The sequence below is a fragment of the Streptomyces sp. NPDC052701 genome, assembly GCF_040678355.1.
GTDB lineage: Bacteria > Actinomycetota > Actinomycetes > Streptomycetales > Streptomycetaceae > Streptomyces.
In genome coordinates this window covers 73,129-92,674 of record NZ_JBFATO010000001.1, presented here as the reverse complement: position 1 = coordinate 92,674, position 19,546 = coordinate 73,129, and the positions used below count along the sequence as shown (strand labels likewise).

Genomic DNA, 19,546 nt, shown 5'->3' with positions numbered 1-19,546 from the left:
GGTCCGGGTGCCCCCGGCCCGGGCGGCCTTCGCGCCCGGCGGGTGCGGGCCGCCGTCACGTCCGGGCGGTCCTCAGGTCCGGCCGGGCGGACGCGACGCCGGGCGCGCGCGGGACGAGGACGCGGATGATGAAGACGCCCGCGCACGCCGCCAGCGCCATGCAGACGGTGATCGACCAGAGCAGGACGGCCGCGCTGTACTCGGCCAGGGCGGGGGTGAAGAACGCGGCGACCGCGAAGACCCCGCGCGCGAGGGCGTAGGTGAGCCCCTGGGTGGTGCCCCGGGTGTCCGCGGGCAGGGTGAGCTGCGACCAGACCTTGTAGTTGGCCTCTCCGGCGAAGGGGTTGGAGAGCTGGTAGAGGACGAAGAAGACGAGCATGCCGGCGAGGGCTCCGGCGGTCAGGGAGGCGATGGCGAAGGCGAGGACCTGCACGGCGGCGGCCAGGTGGAACAGCCGGTCGCGCCAGGGGCCGTCGGCGACGCGGACGAAGGCGACGGTCAGCAGCACCCCGATCGGGACGAAGGCCAGGTTGATGCCGGTGGCCAGGCTCTGCGAGGCGTCGCTGACGGTGACCAGCAGATAGGTCCCGAACTGTCCGAAGGTGTTCGCGCCGAGGCCCCAGGTGACGTAGAAGACGAAGGTGGCGGCCATCGGCAGCAGCGCGGCACGTGTCCCCACGTCCCTCAGCGCGACGCGGCGCGGGGCGGCCGCCCGCTCCGTCCCGTGGGCGGCGTCCCGGTCGTGCGCCGGGCCGGGTTCGGCGGACAGCTTCAACCGGGAGCGCAGCAGCCAGGTGACGAGGGCGGCAAGGGCCAGTTGGCCGGTGATGATCCTCGCCCCGGTCATGCCGGTCGTCGACAGGGCGAACCCGAGGAGGACGGCGACGGTGATGCCCAGCATCCACATGACCTGGGTGAAGGCCACGAGCCGCCCGCGGGCCCAGGAGGGGGCGGCGTCCGAGACGACGGCCAGGGACGTCGGCAGGTCGGCGCCCGCGGCCAGCCCGGCGACCAGGACACCGGCCAGCAGCACGGTGTCGTCGGGTGCCAGCGTGACGACGAGCACGCCCAGCGCGTAGCAGAGGATGTCCAGGTTGTAGACGCGGCGGCGGCCGAACCGGTCGGCGAGCCAGCCGCCGGCCAGGGACCCGACGGCGATGCAGACGGTGACGATCGCGCTGATCGCGCCGGCCATCCACACCCCCATGCCGTAACCGTCCCGGTAGACGGCCAGGTTGACGGAGATGCTGACGATCAGCCCGGCGTCGAGGTAGGAGGCCATGCCCGACAGGGCCGCCGCCTTCCACAGGTGCCTCGGGACGGGGCGTTCGGCGGGGTCCGGGGCGGTCGGGGTACGGGCCATGGGGCGACTCCGTCGTCTTGTGACATCGCGGCTCCGGGGGCCGGGTCGCAGCGAATATAGGGGCAGAAAAACGTTGCAACAAGGTGTCGCGCGGCCATCTCCCGCATGACGCGCGCCTGTTGCCCGCCTTCCTTGGCTCTGGCGCGAAGGTTCCAGGTCGCCTACGGTGAAAGCGGCCTGAAAACGTTTCAGGGGAAGGACCGCATCCGTGCTCTCCCCCGCGCTGCGGCAGCTCTTCGACGATCCGCCCCGGGACTACGGGCCCACTCCCCTGTGGTGGTGGTCGGGCGCGAAGGTGACCCGGGAGCGTCTGGAATGGCAGATGCGCAGGTTCGCCGAGGGCGGCGTGCACAACCTCGTGGTGATCAACCTGGCGCCGGCCGGCCCGGCTTTCGGCGCCCGGGCCGACGACCCGGCCTGGTTCGGCGAGGAGTGGTGGGCCCGCTTCACGGACGCCTGCCGGATCGCCGCGGAACTCGGGACGCGGCTGTGGTTCTACGACCAGATCGGGTTCTCCGGCGCCAACGTCCAGGGCGGCGTCACCCGGCGGCACCCCCGGGCGGCGGGCCTGGCGCTGCGCAGCCGCACGGCGACCGTCTCCCGGGGCACGGCGCCCCTGCGGGACGCCGAGACGCTGGTGGGCGCGTACGACGCCGACGGGCGGCGCCTGCCGGTCACGGGCGCGGCGCGGATCACGGCCGCCGACGGCACGGACGTACGGCTCGTCACCGCCGTGCCCACGGCCTTCGACTACCTGGATCCGCGCGCCGTCGGCCTGCTGATGGACGCGGTGCACCACGAGTTCGACCGCCGCGTGCCCGAGTACCTGGGCACCGTCGTCGCGGGCAGCTTCCAGGACGAGCTGCCGGGCACGAACTCCTGGAGCCACCGCTTCCCCGCGGAGTTCCGCGCCCGGCGCGGCTACGACCTGCTGGAGCACCTGCCCGCCCTGTTCGGCGCGCCCGCGGCGGCGGGCCGGGCGGCGAAGATCCGCGCCGACTACTACGCGGTCCGCGCCGAACTCACCGAGGAGGCCCTGTTCCGGCCGCTCGCCGCCTGGCACGAGGAGCGCGGCATGCTGATCGGGGCCGACCAGAGCCATCCGGCCCGCGCGGGGCATCCGGTGCAGTCGACGCAGATCTACACGGACTACTTCCGGACCCACCGCTGGTACGGCGCCGTCGGCAGCGACCACCACGGGGACGCCAAGGTCCACTCCTCCATGGCCCGCCTGTACGGCCACCAGCGCGTGTGGGTCGAGGCGTTCCACTCCTCCGGCTGGGGCGGCACCCTGGAGGACACCTACGAGTGGCTGCTGCCGTTCCTGCGCCGCGGTGCCGACCTGTACAACCCGCACGCCAGTTACTTCGGCACCGCGGGCGGCTGGTTCGAGTGGGCGCCGCCGTCCACCGACTGGCGCCAGCCCTACTGGAAGCAGTACCCGGCGTTCTCGCGGGCGGTGGCCCGGATCTGCTCGGTCATGTCCTGGGGAGGCCACGCGGCCGACGTGGCCGTCCTGCACCCCACCGCCACCGTGCAGGCCCTGGTCCCGCTGGACGCGCCCGTCCGCCACTTCGGCGACGGCGGGCTCGGCGACGGTCACGCCGACGCCGACCAGACGCAGCGGCACTACCTGGACCTGTGCGGCACCGACAACTGGCTCCACCCCCGGATCGGCGCCCTGGACCGGCACCGCGTCGCCTTCGACGTCGTCGACGACGACTCGGTGCAGCGCGCCGAGCCCGCCGACGGCGCCCTGCGGATCGGGGACCTGGCCTACACCGCGCTGCTGCTGCCCTCGGCGAGCGTCCTGGAGGAGGGGACGGCACGCCGGCTGACCGGGCTCCTCGACGCCGGCGGCAGGGTCGTGGCCGTGGGGCGTCCTCCCCGGTCGGCCGCCGGAACGGCCGGGGACGACGCCGTCGTGGCGGCGCTGCTCGCGCACCCGCGCCTGGAGCGGGTCCCCGACGCCGAGGCGGGCGCGGCGGCGGTGGCCGGGAGCACCGGGTACGCCTGGGGCGAGGTGCCGCTGCTCGTCAAGAGGCGGGGCGGCCAGGCGGTCGCCCTGGTGACGGCCGCCTTCCCCGACGCCGGTGTCCGGACGGATCCGCGCACCGGCTCCCCCGGGCCGCGGCGGGACCACACCGTCGACACCTCGCGCTACGCCCGCGCCTCGTCCGTCACCGTGCGCGCCCCGGTCGCCGAGGCCGAGGTGTGGAACCCGGCGACCGGGGCCCGCGGCCCCGCGCGCGTCACCGTCTCCGGCGACGGCCTGTCCACCATCGAGGTGCCGCTGGACGGCGCCCCCGCCGCCCTGGTCGTCTGGCGCGAGGGCTCACCGGCACGTACCGCCGCCAGCGGGCCGGCGGCGGTGCCCGAGCCGGCGGAGGTGATCGACGTCTCGGCCGGCTGGGAGGGCCGTCTGGTCCCCACCATGGACAACACCTGGGGAGACCTGGCACTGCCCGCGGGGGCGTCGGTCGCCGAGCCGCAGATCTGGGACATGTGGTGGACCGAGACCGGGACCGAGGCCGGAACCGGGGCGGAATCCGGCACCGGGACCGCCTCCGACGCGCCGGAAGCGGTGTGGCGGCGGGCGCGGGTCACCTACGGCAACCGGGTCCGTGTCCTGCCCCCGGTGCCCTCCGCGCGGGCGCCGGAGCCGCTCGACGCCGCCGGTGCCGAGCGGGTGCTGGCCGGGGAGCTGCCCCTCGTGCCGCCGGGAGCGGGTTGGGAGGTGGCGGAGTACTCGTCGAGCCGGGGGACACCGCGTCCGGACGGGCTGCTCGGCAACAAGGCGCTGGTGCCCGAGGAGTTCGTACGCGTCCCGGTGCCGGGCGGCGGGCGCGTCGCCCGCGTCCGGGCCGTCGTGGAGACCGGCCACCGGGGCCCCGCCGATCTGCACGTGGGCGCGGAGGCGGTCAAGCGCGTGTGGTGGAACGGCGAGCGGCTGGACACGGGCGCCGGCGGGTACCTGGCGTCCGCCCGGGTGACGGTGGCCCGGGCGCGCAACGTGCTCGAGTACGAGCTGTCCGGCGCGCAGGACCAGCCCTCGGCGATCTCCGCGGCCTCCGGCACGCCGCTGGGCAGCTGCTTCTGCCTGTCCGCGCCGGGCGGTTTCCCGGCGCGCCCGCGGTTCATGCGCCTGCCCGACGGGGTGCGGCCGGACGGCCGGGTCGCCTACCGGGCGCGCCTGCGGGCGCCGGGCGACGGCGCGCGGGCGGTGCTGGTCGTGGGTGCCGCGACGGCGGTCACCGTACTGCTCGACGGCGCGGTGGTGGCGCGGCAGGAGAAGGCGGAGTACTACGAGGCGGACTGGGGCGCGGTGCCGGCGTTCTTCCGCCACGCGGTGCGGCTCGGGGCGGGCGAGCACGTCCTGGAGGTCGTGGCCGAGGGCGTCCGTTCCCGGGACGCGGTCTTCGTCGACCTGGTGGCGCGGTCGGGCTCCGCCGTCACCGCGCTGGTCGGCGGTGCCGGCTGGGAGGCCCGTGCGGGCCGGTGGCGGGGGCGTGCCGTCGAGGACGACCGCAGGCGGGGCGAGCTGCAGCACTGTCACGCCGCGGTACGGCCCCACCCGTTGCCGGACACGGAGTGGCTCACCGGCCCGCCGGTGCTCGGCCGCGCCGTACTGCCGCTGCGGTGCACCGACGACGTCCGGGCGGCGGTGCAGCGCTTCCGCTTCACCGTGCCGGCGGGCACCGTGTCGGTCGACCTGCCGCTGGGGCTGCCCGCGCGGGTGCGCGTCGGCGACGGCGCGCGGCGCGTCCTCGACGGCCGGGTCCTCACGCTGCCCCGGCCGTTGCGGGCGCCCACGCCGATCGAGGTCGTCACCGCCCCCACGGCCGTCCTGCGGGGCGGCTCCGCCTGGCGGGGACCGGTGCGTGTCCGTACCGTGCCGGCGCCGCTGGCGCTGGGCGACTGGCGCGCGCTGGGGCTGGGCGGCTGGAGCGGGGGCGTGACCTATTCGCGGGCGCTCGCGGTGCCGCCGGGGCCGGATCCCGTGCTGGACCTGGGGCGGGTACGGGGCAGCGTCGAGGTGGCGGTGGACGGGGAACCGGCCGGCGAGGCGTTCTGCGTGCCGTACCGCTTCCGGCTGCGCGGCGCCGCCGGGCGCACGGTCCGGATCGACGTCACCGTCCGCAACACCCTGGCCCCGTACCTCGCCGAGGCCACACCGACCGCCTGGGCCTTCCCGTCGCAGCTGGCCTCGGGCCTCCTGGGGCCGGTGACCCTGCGGATCCCGCGGCCCGGACGGCACGGCTAGGTCCTGTCGCCGGCGGGCGGCCGGGTGGAGTCCCGCAGGACGAGACCGGGCGGGAAGACCCGGGACTCGTGGACGTGTTCCGCGCGGGCCTCGATCTCGTCGAGCAGCAACTCGACGGCCCCCCGGCCGAGTTCCTCGACGGGTTGCCGGACCGTCGTCAGGGTCGTCGCCCCGAAGCCCGCGATGTCGAGGTCGCCGTACCCGACCACCTGCACGTCCTCGGGGATGCGCACCCCCCGGCCGGCGAGTCCGCGGCACAGCCCCGCGGCGAGGAAGTCGTTGGTGCAGAAGACGCCGTCGGGCAGGTCGCCGAGCTGGTCGGCGATCTTGGCGCCGTAGGCGGCCGTCATCTCCTCGGCGACGACCTGGTCCAGCCGCGCCCCGCGCCGGCCGCGCACGGCCTGCCGGGCGCCCTGGTACCGGTCGGCGCACTGGCGTATGCCGCGCTCGCCGTTGACGACGAGGACGTCGCGCGCGCCGCGGTCCAGCAGGTGCCGTACGGCGATGCGCCCGCCGGCGACGTCGTCGACGGAGACGGAGCAGCCGTCCCGGTCCGGCATCGCGCGGTCGGCCAGGACCAGCGGGATGCCGCGCTCGCGCAGCCGGGACAGCCGGCCCGGATCGGCGCCGAGCGGCACGACCACGGCTCCGACGGCCCGCTGGGCGGCGAGCATGGTGAAGTAGCCCTGTTCCCGCTCCGGCGCGTCCCCGCTGTGGCAGAGCACGAGGGAGTAGCCGTGGTCGTAGGCCGCCTCCGCGGCGCCGCGGGCGATGCGCGAGTAGAAGGAGTTGGCGACGTCGGGCAGCACCAGCCCGATCGAGGACGAGTGCCCGGTGCGCAGGCCGGCGGCTCCGGGGTGGGGTACGTAGTCGAGGGCCTCGATCGCGGTGCGGACGCGCTCGGCCGTTCGGGCGTTGACGCGCTCGGGCCGGTTCAGGACGTTCGACACCGTGGACACCGAGACGCCTGCCGCGGCGGCGACGTCCTGGATGCGGGCGGGGCGTGCCGGAACGGCGTCCACCCCCTCGCTCTGACGGCCGTGCGAACAGGCACGACAGTGGTCCTCCGGGCGACGCAAGTATAACGCGACAGGACGTGAAACGTTTTTCGCGCCGGGGCCCGGCCATGCCGTGCGGCGGCCGCCGCCGGTCCGGCGCGAGGGCCGTGACCCGGGCGGCCGCCCCGGGGCTGCGCGCCGGCGGGTGAACCACCGAACCGGCCGGCCCCCGCCCGTGTGCGCGGAGCGCGGCCTTCCAGCAGGGTGGGAGGAGACGTCCGGACGCAGGAGACGAGGGAGACGCCGTGGCCGACACGACGAGCGACGACGAGCGTGGCGAGACCTGGGACACCTTCCGGGAGCTGGTCAACATGTCACCGTCCGCCCTGGAGGAGTGGCTGGAGACGGACACCTCGCAGGCGGCGGGGCAGCACACGGACGGCGGCGAGTCGACCGGGCACGCCTCGGGCCGCAGGATCGTCGAGATCCTGCGCAAGGACAAGGGCGACCTCTCGGACTCGGACTACGCGCACATGCGCAAGGTCAACGGGTACATCCGCCGCCACCTCGCGCAGCGGCCGTCGGGAGACGTGCGCGACACCCGGTGGCGTCATTCGCTGATGAACTGGGGCCACGACCCCCTTGCCGGCGGCTGAGCCCGGGAGCCGCGCCGCGCGGCGGGCCGGCGGCCTCCCGCGGAGCGTCCCTTCCCCGCGGCTTCGTTCGACCGTCGCTCCGTCCGGCGGCTGCTGGGGGCAGCCGCCGGACGAGTGGTATCGCCACGAGGCCGCCTAACAGGTGGCGCCCAGGCAGAGGGTGTTCAGGAGAGTCAGCAGGCCGGGACAGTCACATGTCGCGGAGAACGGGGCTCCGTCGACCTCGACCGGGTCGGTCTCGGGAAGGGCGTGGAGCCGGGCCAGCAGTTCGAGTTCCTGGTTTTCCATGGGTTTCTCCCTTTTCCGTTTTCCGTGGGCAGCGGCAGGCCTCCTGCCGCTCAGGCCGGCGGCTGGACCATCCAGTGCCGGGGCGAGGGGTGGCGGAGGCGGAGGAGGAAGGCCAGGATTCCGGCGCTTCCGTCGCTCCAGCTGGTCGAGACGTCCCCGTACTCGTTGGGGAAGACGACGTGGCCGCGGCGGTGGGCCCGTTCGGCGAGGATGAGGCGGGCCAGCCCTTCGGCCATGGTGCGGTAGGTGGAGTCGCCTGTGGCGGCGGCCATGTCGAGGAGGAAGTCCCCGTTGCCCGCCAGTCCGTGGCACTGGGTGAGAGGGGCGCGGGAGGCGTGTTCCGCCACGGCGTACGCACTGCGGCGGGCGAGGTCGCCGAACCGGTCGTCGCCGGTGGCGGACGGCGGTCGCGGGGCACGGCTGTCCCCACCGGCCCGACGCCGCTCAGCACGGTCTCGGAGCGTTCGCCGTTGCGGGAGTCGCCACCCGCTCGGCGCCCGCGCCCCCCTGCCCGTCGCTGCGGCTGTGACGTGCGGCCGCACGGGCGAAGGCGTGCCGGGCCGCACGTCGGGGCGGGGGACGGGCGCCGCACGCCGATGGCCGGTCGCCGTGCTGCGGCCGGAGGTCCTCGGAGGGTTACCGGGTCCGGAACCGGCGGTAGAGGTTCCGGGCCACGTACACTCCCGGGCCGCCGAAGCCGACGATGTCGACGCGTCCGTCGCCGGTGACGTCGGCGAGGAAACGGGGGTGGCGGTCGACCCGCCAGGCGCCGGCGTCCTCGTCGTACCCGAACCCGCGGCACACCAGCTGGGCCTGCTCGAACCGGCCGTCGCCGCGGTTGTGCGACACCCAGACCCCTTCGTCGCCGAAGCCGACGATGTCCGGGGTGCCGTCGCCGGTGACGTCGGCGAGGAAGCGGAGGTGCTTCCCGCCCGTCCACCCCTGGGCGAGGCCGAAGTCGTTCAGGACGAGCTTCGAGGGTGCGAACGTGCCGTCGCCGCGCCCGCGTGAGACGACGACGCCCTGCGGGCCGAACCCGATGACGTCCACTGTTCCGCCACTGGTTGTGGCGGACAGGAAGCGGGGGTGGTCCTCGACCGAGCTCCACCCCTGGTCGGTCCCGAAGTCGTCGAGGACGTACAGGGGCTCGGCGAACGTGCCGTCCTCGTCCTGGAGCGACACCCAGACGCCGTCGTCGTGGCAGCCGACGATGTCGACGCGCCCGTCACCGGTGGTGTCGACGAGGAAGCGGGGATGCCTGCCGGCCAGCCAGCCCCCTGCCTTCTCGCCGTGGCCGAACGCCCGGAGAACAGGTTCGTCGGCGATCGGCGCGAACGTGCCGTCCTCGTTCTGCAGCGAGACCCGGACGCCGTCGTCGTGGCAGCCGACGATGTCGACGCGCCCGTCACCGGTGGTGTCGACGAGGAAGCGGGGATGCCTGCCGGCGAGCCACCCGCCGGCCTGCCGGCCGTGCCCGAACGCCTTGAGGACCAGCTTGCCGCCCGCGGGCGCGAACGCCCCCGTCTCGTCCTGGGCGGACACCCGGACGCCGTCGGCGGCGAGCACGACGATGTCGGGCCGGCCGTCGCCCGTCGTGTCCACGAGGGTCCACAGGTCCGCCGGGTCCGAGGAGGGCGCGCAGGGGTGCAGGACACGCTCGTCGCCGAACGTCCCGTCGCCCCTGCCGGGCGAGGTCACAGCCCCCTTCGCGGAGGTGAGCCCCACGATGTCCGCCCGCCCCCCTCCGGTGGTGTCGGCGAGGAACCGCGCACCGGGCCCGGCCCACCAGCCCTGTTGCCCACCGGGGGAACGGTGGGGTCCGTCGCTCCTCCACCCGCCGGCGTCCTGGTCGCTCCCGAACCGGCTGAGGACCAGCAGCATGTCGCTGAAGGAAGGCGTCGCGTCGGGTGCCGGCCGCAGCGCGGCCGAGCGGGCCAGCCGCCAGGACCGGCGGCCGTTCCAGTGACTCAGGGGTGTCCAGCGCAGCACGGGGTCGCTGATCCGCTCGGGCTCGGCCGGGACGAACCGCCACCGCTGGCTCTCCGCGCTGTCGTCGTACTCGCGCAGGACGACCCGGGCCTCCTCCTCGCCGTGGTCGGCGAGGTCGAGAACGGCACCGTCGGCCACGCCCTCGATGAAGTAGAGGCCCGCTTCGCCCTCGACGGGGACGACGTGCCACTGCTGGCCCTTCTTGCCGGCGGTGGCGTTCCACTGGCGGACGCCGCGGTCCGCGGCGGCGGGGTCGTCGAGCACCTTGCCGCCGACCGCGTTGCGGATCACATAGGCCTGTTCGTCCCGCGTGGCCTGGACAGGAGTGAGCTGCCACCGCTCCGGCCCGGGACCGCCGTCGGGGAAGTCGCGGACGACGAGCGCCCCGTCCGTGCCCGGCGCGGCCTTGGCGCCGAGGGTCTTCCCCGTGGCGGCGTTGACGATCCGAAGCTTCAGTTCTTCCGTGGGCACGTGCATCGTGGTGCCTCTCCCAGGCGGTGCGGGCGTTGACTCGGGACGGGTGTGGCGCGGCGGCCGGCGATCACGTGAAGACGTGGTGGTAGGGGACGTCCCACTCGTTGGGCAGCCGCGGGTAGAACGTGTTGATCACCGTCCCGGTGAAGTCTCCGCCCCAGTTGTAGGTGACGCGCACCTCGCTGTTGGCTGTCACCGCGTGGTCCTTGAAGCCGAGGATGGCGTCGGGGTGGGTGATCGGCACGAAGGTGATCCCGCCCCACGGCGTCACCGTGACGATCCAGAGCTGGGTGTCCTCGATCGCGCCGTTCTTCCCGCGCCAGTTGTCCCCGACCTTGGCGGGCAGGCCCACCTGGACGGTGTCGGCCGTGCTCCTGGGGGCGTCCCGGTGGACGGTGATGCGCCTGCGCCGAGGCTTCGGCGCGCCGTCGTCGCCGCGGCCGGCGTCGGCTTGGCCCGCGGCGGCGGGCTTGGGCGACACCTGGCCCGCGGCGCTCTCGACGAAGTACAGCGGTCGTTGCCCGAAGAAGCCGGCGGGGGTGATGTGCCAGAGGTGGCCGTTGGCCTCCTTGGTGGCCGGATCGAGCGCGGTGGCCAGCTGGACGCCCTTGTCGTGGCTTTCCTCCTTCAGCTCGACGGGCCGCAGGTAGCCGCCGTTGAAGGCGTGGACGAGCATGACCGGCCGGTTCTCGACCAGCGCCGCCACGATCGCGTTGTCGTAGCTGTTCACCGCTACCGGGCCGCCGACCACCAAATTCGTCATCGTCGTGCGTTCTTGGGTGTACATCGCGGAAACCTCACCTGTCCTGGATGCGGGGAACAACGCGTCGGACACTCAGCGCCGTGATCTGTCAGGCGGAATTGCAGGAAGACGGATCACCCTCGGTCGAAACGTCTCCGGAAACACGTGGATGACCGAAAACGTGGCGTCGTCCACGGCACCGTACGAGGCTGCAGGGCTTGCGCGCAGGGCTGTCGGAAAGACGTCGGCCGAGCGACCGACAGTTCACCAAGTTACCTTGAAAATCGGTGAGTTGAGCAGCCGGGGAATCCTCGTCACTCGTTTGAGGGTGATGTACGGAGACGTCTTCCCGGGAAAATGGGACCGTGATAATTTCGATTTCCGGATCGCGCACAGATGCCCGTTTCCCATTCGCCGAGCGCGGTTCACCGGAATCAGCCGAGGACGGGTAATGCCTTCCACCGCGTACATCCTGGAACGCGCCAAGCGCCAGCCACTGACGAAGAAGAACCTGCGGGAACTCGACATCGAGCAGACCTGGCAGGCCATCCTGAACCACCCCAACCTGGTCTACGTCGACAACAACGGTGTAAAGCACAAGCCGGTCGGGTTCTCCGTGAACAAGTCGAGCTTCGGCGCTTTTCCCGGGACCGCGTCCCAGCTGGGCTGGATCGCCTACATGAATCTCGGGGAGCCGTTGATCGAGGAGCGGGGCGACATCAGCCAGCCGCCGCCCGACACGTTCTCCTCGCGCTCCTACGTCAACCGCAGCCAGACCCCGATGAATTTCACCGACTCGGTCGATTTCACGGTGTCGAACGGGGTCACGTGGTCGCTTCACGGGGAGGCGAAGCTCACCTTCGGCGGCAGCGTCAGCGCGCAGCTCCAGCTGCAGCTGCAGAACCAGCTGCGGATGGACCTGCAGTCGCAGCTGCAGACGCAGCTGCGCAACGACATGACGAACAAGAACACGACCACCGTGACCAACAAGAACAGCAAGGACAACATCGGGGTCGACAACGCCAACGCCACCGACACGGCCACGACGAACTCGGCGGGGAACTCCGCGGCGAACACGGTGACGAACTCGGTGGGGTTCACGACCCAGGGCAGCGCCACCGGCACCGCGGCGCTCAACGCCTCGTTGCTGCTGGGCATCTCGGCCTCCGTCGGCGGCTCCCTGACCACCAGCTGGGCCTCGAAATCGCAGATCTCCGGCCAGGTCCCGGCGAACTCCCGTGTGCAGACCATCGTCACGCAGCGGCGTACTCGCAAGCAGTACACCTACGAGATCCCGGTGACCTTCTCCGGACTGATCGCGGTGAAGTACGACGTGCCGGTGGCGGTCCTGTCTCCCCCGCAGCCGGGGAACCACCCCGGTCTCGACCAGCTGGTCGCCCGTGACATCGGCGACATCGACCTGGCCGGCGGCGGCTTCCGGATGAAGGGGCTGGCCGAGGTCGTCTCCGCCCTGGAGGTCGACCACACGATGTTCGACGTCGAGAGCCTGACCTACAGCCCGCGAGCACTGTACAAGCAGCCTTGACCGGCGGGCGGCACCGCCACGACGACGACCAGAGGTGATGACCATGGTGTTCGACAACATCTTCGGCTTCGCGGGCAACAGCGCGGGGCTCTTCTCGGTGACCACCGGCGGCTCCAAGCCGCAGCCGGGTGCGGACGTCGACTTCGAGGACGCCGGCGACGACACGTACGACGACACGAGCACGAGCCTGTTCGACACCGCGATCCACGGGGCGTCCTCCCGCGCGAAGGTCGTGCGGGAGCAGTCGCCCGAGGCGCGGGCCGTCCTGGGCTTCCTCGGCTCCTTCATCCAGACCACCCAGGCGTCAGCCGGAGAACAGGCCCGGTACGCCCGGAATCCCGGCTCGGTGTCCACGGCGGCCGCCGCCGGCATGCAGGAATCGAGCACGACGGTCACGGAGCACAGCGGCCTCCAGAAGGACGAGGACCTGGAGAACAGGCCGAAGAAGAGCGGTTTCACCAAGCCCCCCAAGGCCCCGGAGACCCCCAAGGCCCCCAAGCCGACCGCCGAGGATCCGTCTGCCTCCGACTGAACGCACCGGTTCCGAGGGGTCAGGGGCGAGGCCGCCCCTGACCCCTTCGCACGTCACAGGGGCAGCAGCTGCCACTGCCGACCCTGGTGGTCGCCCTCCGCTCCGTCCTGCGTGATCGCCGTGCGGGTGTTGGTGTCGACGCGCAGCAGCAGACCGCTGTTCCGGTTCGCGATCTCGTACACCCGCGGGGTGCCGTTCGCAGGGCCCACCGGGATCAGCCTCCACTGCTGGTGGCGTGCGTCAGCACCCTCGTAGGCGCGCTGCGCGACCACCGCCCCGGCCCTCTGCTGCGCCCCGACGACCTCCAGGACCTTGCCGCTGCGCACGTTCTCGATCCTGTACAGGACATCGCCGTTGTCCTGGCCCGCCGCGACCAGCCGCCACCGCTGGTGATCCCTGGGCACGGCCAGCGACTGGTGGATCTCGGCGCCGTCCTTGGTGGACTCGCGCAGGACCCCCATCCGCAGCCTGCTGCGGACGTTGGCCCAGGAGACCACCGTGCCCGACTCGGGCAGCCCGGCCAGCCTCGCCGACGCGATCCTGCGGACCCGGTGGTTGAGGTGGTCGGCGATGTAGAGAGTGTCGACGCAGTCCACAGCCAGCCCGAACGGGTAGTTCAGCTGGGCCGAGGCGGCCGGGCCGTCGTCACCGCCGAAGCCCGCGCTGCCCGTGCCGGCGACCGTGCCGATCTTCCCGTCGGGCGTGACCCGCCGCACCCGGTGATTGCCGTAGTCGGCGATGTGGAGGGCACCGCCGCTGTCCACCATCACTCCTACCGGAGCGTTCAGCCGAGCCGAGGCGGCAGGACCGTCGTCACCGCCGAAGCCCGCGCTGCCCGTGCCGGCGACCGTGCCGATCTTCCCGTCGGGCGTGACTTTCCGGATCCGGTGATTGGCGTAGTCGGCGATGTAGAGGGCGCCCTCGCCATCGACCGCCACCCCGTGCGGGCCGTTCAGCTGGGCTGAAAGCGCCGGGCCGCCGTCCCCCGCGAATCCCGCGGCCCCGGTTCCCGCGACCGTGCTGATCTTCCCGTCCGCCGTGATCTTCCGGATCCGGTGGTTGTTGTACTCGGCGATGAACAGGACGCCGGTGCTGTCCACCGCCACCCCGAACGGGCCGTACAACCGGGCGGCGGTGGCGGGGCCGCCGTCACCGCTGAAGCCGGCCATGCCCGTGCCGGCGAGCGTGCTGATCTTCCCGTCCGCCGTGATCTTCCGGATCCGGTGGTTGTTGGCATCGGCGACGTACACGGCGCCTGCGCCGTCCACGGCCACCTCACGCGGGTAGTTCAGCTGGGCCGAGACGGCAGGGCCGTTGTCCCCGCCGAAGCCCGCGGCCCCGGTTCCCGCGACCGTGCTGATCTTCCCGTCCGTCGTGATCTTCCGGACCCGGTGGTTGTAGAAGTCGGAGAAGTAGAGGGTGCCGGTGCTGTCCACCGCGATCCCGTACGGGCGGTTCAACTGAGCCGTGGCGGCTGGCTCGTTGTCCCCCTTGAACCCGGCAACCCCGGTCCCCGCGACCGTGCTGATCGGGGAGGCGGAGTGCGGGCCGTCTGTAGCTGCCGCTCGGGCAGTGCTCATCGTCATCCCTTCGCCGTTCACTGACCGCCCGCCACGGAGGGTTGTCGCAGGTCTGCCGGTTCCGGCCGGGTGCGGTACTGCCCGCACCGGTGAAGGCCGGCATGGTCCTCTTGGTCGGGCGGGGAACGTCTCCGGTGTTCCTGCACGAAGCAACCGTGCCGCCGGAGGCGCGCGCTGCCCCCATGCTGGAGGCCCGCGGTCCCCCGTCCGGGCCTGCGGCGGGCAAACCCATCCATCAAGTGATCCGGCAGCACTGCCCAGCGTGCCGGTGTCGGCACGCACCGGCACGCGACAGGCGGACAGTGCGCGCCCGTCCCCCGGCGTGCGCACCAGCGTGCGGCGCGCGGAGCGGCCCGGTGGCGCTCCCCGCCCATCGCTTCCCGGTCCCGGGACCAGCACCGCAGGGCCCTGCCTCGATGACGCCGGGGCCACGACGGCACCGGGCCGCCGGACGAAGCCGCCTTCACCGGTGCGTTCGGGCGGCCCACGGCTCGCTCGGCGGGAACGGCGCGCCCGGCATCACGACGACGGGCCGCCGGCGCGACCTCGTCGCCGACCAGTCCGCCGGCTGCACAGCGCCATCACTCTCCCGCCGGCGGCGGCCTGCCCCGGCCCCTGCCGACCGGGCTGCTCCGTCACGCCCGCGCACACGGGGCTGGTCCTCCCCGCGGAAAGGGAGAGCAACGCCAAAAGCGCTCACCGCTACGGCATTCACACCTTGCGGACCTTCCGCAGGAGACGGTGAGCCGCCTGACCGCCATCGGCCGATCAGCCGTCTCCGCGGGTCAACGCACCCGCCCTCGTGGTTTCAGCGGCACCGCGGGCAGCTCGGGGGCAGGCAGCGGATCCCCGTCGTACCCCTTCACCTCGCCGAACCGCGTGCCTTCCATCCAGTCCCGGCGGGCCTGCTCGATCTCCTCCCGCGACCGGCCGATCCAGTTCCAGAACATGATCAGCTCCTCTTCGAACGGCTCGCCGCCCAGGAGCATCAGACCCGCGTCCGACTCGGCGCGCAGAGGGAGTTCGCCGCGTCCGCAGCCGAGGTAGAGCATCGAGCCCGGCAGCACGGGCACGCCGTCCACGTGGGCCTCGCCGGACATCGACAGCACCGCGTACTCGAAGTCGGGCTCCAGGGGGAGGCGTACGTCGGCGCCCCGGGCGAGGGCCAGGTCGGCGCCGACGATGGGCGTGTACGCCGTGCCGGGCGAGGTCGCGCCGTCGAGGTCGCCGAGGATCAGCGTGGCCGTCAGGCCCGGTGCCGTGAGGACCGGCAGGTCGGCGTGGTGCTCGAAGCGCGGGTCGGTGTGGCGGTGGCTGTCGGGGAGGGCGACCCACAGCTGCGCGCCGTGCAGGAGGCGGGCGTGCGGCCTCGGGCTCTCCTCGGAGTGGCTGATGGCCCGGCCGGAGGTCATCAGGCCCAGTTCGCGGGGGCGGACGACCTGCAGGCTGCCGGTCGAGTCGCGGTGCAGCACCTCGCCCTCGTGCAGCCAGCTCACCGTCTGCAGCCCCATGTGCGGGTGGGGCGGCACCTGCATGCCGGGCTCGTCGGCGATGTCGTCGGGGCCGTAGTGGTCGACGAAGCACCAGGCGCCCACCATGCGGCGGCCCAGGTTGGGCAGCAGCCGGCGGACCTCGGAGGACTCGCCGAGCCTGACGCGGCGCGGGCTGAGGAGTTCACGCACGGGTTCCGCGACCACGAAGCCGCGGCCACCGCACGGGGCGGGAACCGCCGTGCGCTCGAGATCGCTCATGCCGACAACCTAATGCCGCCGGCCCGCCTCCGTCAGTCCGTCGCCGGGCGCGGTCGCGGCCGGCCCGGCACGCGTGCGTCCACGCGCGAGCCGGCGGCCCTGCTCGACGCGCCGCCCGGTCCGTCCGGGAAGGCCCCGCCGCCCACCGGCGAGACGCCCGCCCGGGTCGCGTCCGCCCGGATCGCGTCCGCCCGGATCGCGTCCGCCCGGGACACCCCGGCCCGCGCACCCGTGGAGGAGCAGCCATGGCCCTCACCGCACCCCGCCCCGACAGCCGCGTCATCGGTCTGGCCCACTACGCCGCCCGCACGGTCCTGGAGTCCGTACCGGCCCGGCACGGCACGGCCTTCCAGCAGTCGGTGGCCCTCGGGTTCGTCGCCGCCGCCGGGGCCCCCGTGGCACGCGACGCGCCCGCCGGGCGGGTCACGGGCGCGCTGAAGGCCGACGCGGCCGACGCGCACGCCGACGGGGACCCGGTCGCCGCCGGCCGTGTGCCGGCACGGGTCACCGGGCGGGCCGACGCCGAGCCGGCCGCCCCGGGCCGGCGGCGGAACCCGCCGGTGGAATAGCGGACCGCCGTGGCCGGTTGTCGGCGCCGAAGGAGGTCACCGGTGGACACGACATACGAGTCGGCGTACTACGCCCACGGAACGCCGGCGGAGCGCTGGGAGCGCGCGGGGATGTTCTTCGACGCCAAGGACTACGCCGCCGCGGCACGCGTCCTCGTCGGGCTGGTCGAGGAGGTGCCGGACCAGACCGGCCCCCGTCTGCTGCTGGCCCGCGCCTACTACCACTCGGCGCAACTGCGCCGTGCCGAGGCCGAGTTGCGGGTCATCGTCGAGCGCGATCCGGTCGAGCACTACGCCCGGCTGATGCTCGGCCGCACCCTCCAGCGGCAGGGGCGGCACGAGGAGGCGGAGCGGCACCTGCGCATCGCCTCGGCCCTCGCGGGCGACTTCGCGCACCTGTGAGACACCTCCCGCGGCACCGGTGCCCGGCTCTGTCACGGAGTCGGGCACCGGTGCCGCGGGGCGGGGGCCGAGGCGCTACTTCGCGGCCGGCCCGGGTCCGTACGTCCGCCTCCCCCGCCGGTACGCGATCTCGCCGAGGACGACGTCGACGGCGAGGAAGGCGGCCAGCGGGATGCCCAGCAGCGGTACGAAGTAACCGAGGACCGCGACCGCGGCCAGCAGGGGGACGAGGACCTGCGGCGGCACCTGCTGCCAGGCACCGCGCGGGACCGGCCGGCCGAAGGCGCGGTCGCGGCCGCGCTGCCACCACATCCGGTAGCCCCACACGATCAGCAGGATCAGGCAGAGCGCGAGCAGCATCAGGGCTATCTGGTTGACCAGGCCGAACAGGACGCCGGTGTGCAGGTCGATGCCCCAGCGGGTGAGCTTGGCGAGCACCGGGTGGTCCGCGAACCGCAGGACGTCGGTGACCTCGCCGCTCGCCGGGTCGACGGCGACCGCGTCCTGCTTGGTGGGCCAGCTGCGCTGCACCTGCTTGACGACGTAGGCGGACTCCGCGTCGGCGGGCGGGACGATCTCCACGGGGTCGCCCAGGCCCTTCGCGCGTGCGGCGGCCAGGACCTTGTCGAGGCCGACGCCGTGCTCGCCGCTCCCGCCGGAGCCGGCCGCCCCGCCGTGGCCGCCGTGCTCGCCGCCCGCGGTCGCCGAGAGGGAGGGGGTGGCCTGGCCGAGCGAGGTGCGCAGTTCGTCGATGGTGGTGCCGGCATGTGCCGACCAGGTCAGGCCGGTCGCCGAGAGGAAGAAGAACCCGGCCGCCGCCCAGACGCCGACGGTGCCGTGCAGGCCGAGGGTGCGGCGCCGTCCGGCGGTGCCGCGCACCCTGCGCAGGGCGCGGCGCCGGGAGAACCACAGCACCAGCCCGCCGGCCGAGATCACCCACAGCCAGCTGGCCGCCAGCTCGCTGTAGAGCCGGCCGTTCTCCCCGAGGTGCAGGTCGCGGTGGAACTCGTCGATCCAGGTGCGCAGCGGCAGGGCGCCGGTCGAGCCGTACTGTTCGAGGGCGCCGCGCACCTCGGCGGTGTACGGGTCGACGAACACGGCGAGCACGTGGTCCTCGCCGACGCCCGGTACGCCGGTCAGCAGCACCCTGGTGGCGGCGTCGGCCTCGGGCGAGGGGCGCACGGCCGTGACCGTGCCCTGGGGATGGGCCTCGCGGGCGGCGGCGACCTGCCGGGAGACCGGCAGCTTGCGGTCGCCGACCGGGACCGTGGTCTCGTGGCGGTACACGATCTCCTCGGCCTGGAACGAGGCGGCGTACAGCAGCCCGGTGACGGCGGCGACCAGCAGGAACGGTGCCACCAGCACACCGGCGTAGAAGTGCAGGCGCAGGATCAGGGGGCGCAGCGGGGCCCAGGCGCCCCTGGGCGGGGCAGGCGGGGCCGGTTGCGGGGCCTCGTCCGTGGCGGTCGGGGGAGCGGTGGTCATCGGCGGGCTTCTCCGGGACGTCGTGGGGACCGTGGTGGTGCAGTAGTCGGGGCGGCGCGGCCCGGAGTTCCCCGCGGTTCGTGTGGCCTGCGCCACGGGCGGGACCTGAGGGCGCGGCGGTTCCCGTGGCATCCTGGCGCGATGGGAACTCCGTACGAGCGCGTGCCCCTGGCCGAGCGGGTCGAGGAACTCCTCGCCGACGACGGCCCGTTGCCGATCGTCGCGGCCGGCGACCCGGTGCTGCGGCGCGGCACCGAGCCCTACGACGGTCAGCTGGGGCCCGCGCTGCTGGCCCGCTTCGTCGAGGCGCTGCGCGTCACCATGCGCGCGGCGCCGGGCGTCGGGCTGGCCGCGCCGCAGGTCGGTGTCCCGCTGCGGATCGCGGTGATCGAGGACCCGGCGCCGGTGCCGCAGGAGGTGCGGCTGGCGCGCGGGCGGGTGCCGCAGCCGTTCCGGGTGCTGGTCAATCCGTCCTACGAGCCGGCCGGCGCCGCCCGGGCCGCGTTCTTCGAGGGCTGTCTGAGCGTGCCGGGCTGGCAGGCGGTGGTCGCGCGGCCCGCCGAGGTGCGGCTGACCGGGCAGGACGAGCACGGGCGCGCGGTGGACGAGGTGGTCGGCGGCTGGCCCGCGCGGATCGTGCAGCACGAGACGGACCACCTCGACGGCACGCTGTACCTGGACCGGGCCGAGCCGCGCTCGCTCTCCTCCCACCGGGCGGTGGCGGAGTACTGGTCGCAGCCGACGCCGGAGGAGGCGGCGCGGGCCCTGGGCTTCGAGCTGCCGTGACGGGCCCCGGCGGGCCGCCTGACGCCCCGTGGCCTCGTTCCCCCGGCCGGCGCCGCGGGGCCCGTCCCGCCCCGCGGGGCGGGACGGGCCCCGCGGCGCCGGCCGGGGGAACGAGGCCACG

The 19,546-nt window shown here is 73.8% G+C and carries 15 protein-coding genes and 1 pseudogene; 7 read left to right on the top strand and 9 right to left on the bottom strand.

Features of this window, described 5'->3' with window-relative positions; all coding sequences use genetic code 11:
- Positions 1-55: 55 nt before the first annotated feature.
- Positions 56-1,363 (bottom strand): MFS transporter, encoded by a 1,308-nt coding sequence (locus AB0L29_RS00430; RefSeq protein ID WP_365821740.1) that lies wholly within the window; start codon positions 1,361-1,363, stop codon positions 56-58.
- A gap of 208 nt (positions 1,364-1,571) precedes the next feature.
- Here AB0L29_RS00430 and AB0L29_RS00425 point away from each other — a divergent pair, with 208 nt between their 5' ends.
- Positions 1,572-5,627, top strand: a complete 4,056-nt coding sequence (locus tag AB0L29_RS00425; protein WP_365821738.1) for a glycosyl hydrolase — start codon at positions 1,572-1,574, stop codon at positions 5,625-5,627.
- On the opposite strand, the gene AB0L29_RS00420 is transcribed toward AB0L29_RS00425, so the two are convergent.
- The gene (locus AB0L29_RS00420) at positions 5,624-6,649 is read right to left on the bottom strand and encodes a LacI family DNA-binding transcriptional regulator (RefSeq protein WP_365821736.1); all 1,026 of its coding nucleotides are present in this window, start codon (positions 6,647-6,649) and stop codon (positions 5,624-5,626) included. The two genes, AB0L29_RS00425 and AB0L29_RS00420, sit on opposite strands and share 4 nt — an antisense overlap.
- Before the next feature lie 281 nt (positions 6,650-6,930).
- On the opposite strand from AB0L29_RS00420, the gene AB0L29_RS00415 reads away from it, so the two are divergent.
- On the top strand, positions 6,931-7,281 hold the full coding sequence (locus tag AB0L29_RS00415; protein ID WP_365821734.1) for a DUF3140 domain-containing protein: 351 nt from the start codon (positions 6,931-6,933) through the stop codon (positions 7,279-7,281).
- 135 nt (positions 7,282-7,416) lie between these two features.
- Here the strand turns inward: AB0L29_RS00415 and AB0L29_RS00410 are convergent, their stop codons facing one another.
- From AB0L29_RS00410 to AB0L29_RS00395, 4 genes and pseudogenes are all read right to left on the bottom strand, one after another.
- Positions 7,417-7,569, bottom strand: coding sequence for a VenA family class IV lanthipeptide (locus AB0L29_RS00410; protein WP_365821732.1), 153 nt, complete (start codon positions 7,567-7,569; stop codon positions 7,417-7,419).
- 50 nt (positions 7,570-7,619) lie between these two features.
- A pseudogene (locus AB0L29_RS00405) lies at positions 7,620-7,964 on the bottom strand (lanthionine synthetase LanC family protein); the annotation flags it as partial.
- A 241-nt stretch (positions 7,965-8,205) separates the two neighbouring features.
- Positions 8,206-10,035: an FG-GAP-like repeat-containing protein gene (locus AB0L29_RS00400; RefSeq protein ID WP_365821730.1), complete on the bottom strand. Its 1,830-nt coding sequence runs from the start codon at positions 10,033-10,035 to the stop codon at positions 8,206-8,208.
- A 64-nt stretch (positions 10,036-10,099) separates the two neighbouring features.
- Positions 10,100-10,819 carry a hypothetical protein gene (locus tag AB0L29_RS00395; protein WP_365821728.1) on the bottom strand — a complete coding sequence of 240 codons (720 nt, stop codon included), beginning with the start codon at positions 10,817-10,819 and terminating at the stop codon, positions 10,100-10,102.
- Between the two features lie 406 nt (positions 10,820-11,225).
- Here AB0L29_RS00395 and AB0L29_RS00390 point away from each other — a divergent pair, with 406 nt between their 5' ends.
- Both AB0L29_RS00390 and AB0L29_RS00385 read left to right on the top strand, forming a co-directional pair.
- A complete protein-coding gene (locus AB0L29_RS00390; protein WP_365821726.1) occupies positions 11,226-12,320 on the top strand; it encodes a hypothetical protein in 1,095 nt (364 codons plus the stop codon).
- A gap of 43 nt (positions 12,321-12,363) precedes the next feature.
- Positions 12,364-12,852 carry a hypothetical protein gene (locus tag AB0L29_RS00385; RefSeq protein ID WP_365821724.1) on the top strand — a complete coding sequence of 163 codons (489 nt, stop codon included), beginning with the start codon at positions 12,364-12,366 and terminating at the stop codon, positions 12,850-12,852.
- Positions 12,853-12,905: 53 nt separating this feature from the next.
- Here AB0L29_RS00385 and AB0L29_RS00380 read toward each other — a convergent pair whose 3' ends face one another.
- Together AB0L29_RS00380 and AB0L29_RS00375 are read right to left on the bottom strand one after the other, a co-directional pair.
- Entirely contained in the window at positions 12,906-14,432 is a 1,527-nt protein-coding gene (locus AB0L29_RS00380; protein WP_365821722.1) for an RICIN domain-containing protein, read from the bottom strand.
- Positions 14,433-15,217: 785 nt separating this feature from the next.
- Positions 15,218-16,183 (bottom strand): pirin family protein, encoded by a 966-nt coding sequence (locus AB0L29_RS00375; RefSeq protein ID WP_365821720.1) that lies wholly within the window; start codon positions 16,181-16,183, stop codon positions 15,218-15,220.
- 245 nt (positions 16,184-16,428) lie between these two features.
- On the opposite strand from AB0L29_RS00375, the gene AB0L29_RS00370 reads away from it, so the two are divergent.
- Both AB0L29_RS00370 and AB0L29_RS00365 read left to right on the top strand, forming a co-directional pair.
- Complete coding sequence (locus AB0L29_RS00370; RefSeq protein ID WP_365821718.1) at positions 16,429-16,752, top strand: hypothetical protein; 324 nt, start codon at positions 16,429-16,431, stop codon at positions 16,750-16,752.
- Positions 16,753-16,794: 42 nt separating this feature from the next.
- A complete protein-coding gene (locus AB0L29_RS00365; RefSeq protein WP_365821716.1) occupies positions 16,795-17,154 on the top strand; it encodes a tetratricopeptide repeat protein in 360 nt (119 codons plus the stop codon).
- A gap of 75 nt (positions 17,155-17,229) precedes the next feature.
- Here the strand turns inward: AB0L29_RS00365 and AB0L29_RS00360 are convergent, their stop codons facing one another.
- Complete coding sequence (locus AB0L29_RS00360; RefSeq protein ID WP_365821714.1) at positions 17,230-18,639, bottom strand: PepSY domain-containing protein; 1,410 nt, start codon at positions 18,637-18,639, stop codon at positions 17,230-17,232.
- Between the two features lie 141 nt (positions 18,640-18,780).
- Here AB0L29_RS00360 and AB0L29_RS00355 point away from each other — a divergent pair, with 141 nt between their 5' ends.
- Positions 18,781-19,425 carry a peptide deformylase gene (locus tag AB0L29_RS00355; RefSeq protein WP_365821712.1) on the top strand — a complete coding sequence of 215 codons (645 nt, stop codon included), beginning with the start codon at positions 18,781-18,783 and terminating at the stop codon, positions 19,423-19,425.
- The last annotated feature ends 121 nt before the right edge of the window (positions 19,426-19,546 follow it).

What these genes read in the sequence shown, in the direction of transcription:
- AB0L29_RS00430 (WP_365821740.1), bottom strand. Translation starts at nt 1,363, where the DNA reads ATGGCCCGTACCCCGACCGCCCCGGACCCCGCCGAACGCCCCGTCCCG.
- AB0L29_RS00410 (WP_365821732.1), bottom strand. Translation starts at nt 7,569, where the DNA reads ATGGAAAACCAGGAACTCGAACTGCTGGCCCGGCTCCACGCCCTTCCC.
- AB0L29_RS00400 (WP_365821730.1), bottom strand. Translation starts at nt 10,035, where the DNA reads ATGCACGTGCCCACGGAAGAACTGAAGCTTCGGATCGTCAACGCCGCC.
- AB0L29_RS00395 (WP_365821728.1), bottom strand. Translation starts at nt 10,819, where the DNA reads ATGTACACCCAAGAACGCACGACGATGACGAATTTGGTGGTCGGCGGC.
- AB0L29_RS00390 (WP_365821726.1), top strand. Translation starts at nt 11,226, where the DNA reads ATGCCTTCCACCGCGTACATCCTGGAACGCGCCAAGCGCCAGCCACTG.
- AB0L29_RS00385 (WP_365821724.1), top strand. Translation starts at nt 12,364, where the DNA reads ATGGTGTTCGACAACATCTTCGGCTTCGCGGGCAACAGCGCGGGGCTC.
- AB0L29_RS00380 (WP_365821722.1), bottom strand. Translation starts at nt 14,432, where the DNA reads ATGAGCACTGCCCGAGCGGCAGCTACAGACGGCCCGCACTCCGCCTCC.
- AB0L29_RS00375 (WP_365821720.1), bottom strand. Translation starts at nt 16,183, where the DNA reads ATGAGCGATCTCGAGCGCACGGCGGTTCCCGCCCCGTGCGGTGGCCGC.
- AB0L29_RS00370 (WP_365821718.1), top strand. Translation starts at nt 16,429, where the DNA reads ATGGCCCTCACCGCACCCCGCCCCGACAGCCGCGTCATCGGTCTGGCC.
- AB0L29_RS00360 (WP_365821714.1), bottom strand. Translation starts at nt 18,639, where the DNA reads ATGACCACCGCTCCCCCGACCGCCACGGACGAGGCCCCGCAACCGGCC.
- AB0L29_RS00355 (WP_365821712.1), top strand. Translation starts at nt 18,781, where the DNA reads ATGGGAACTCCGTACGAGCGCGTGCCCCTGGCCGAGCGGGTCGAGGAA.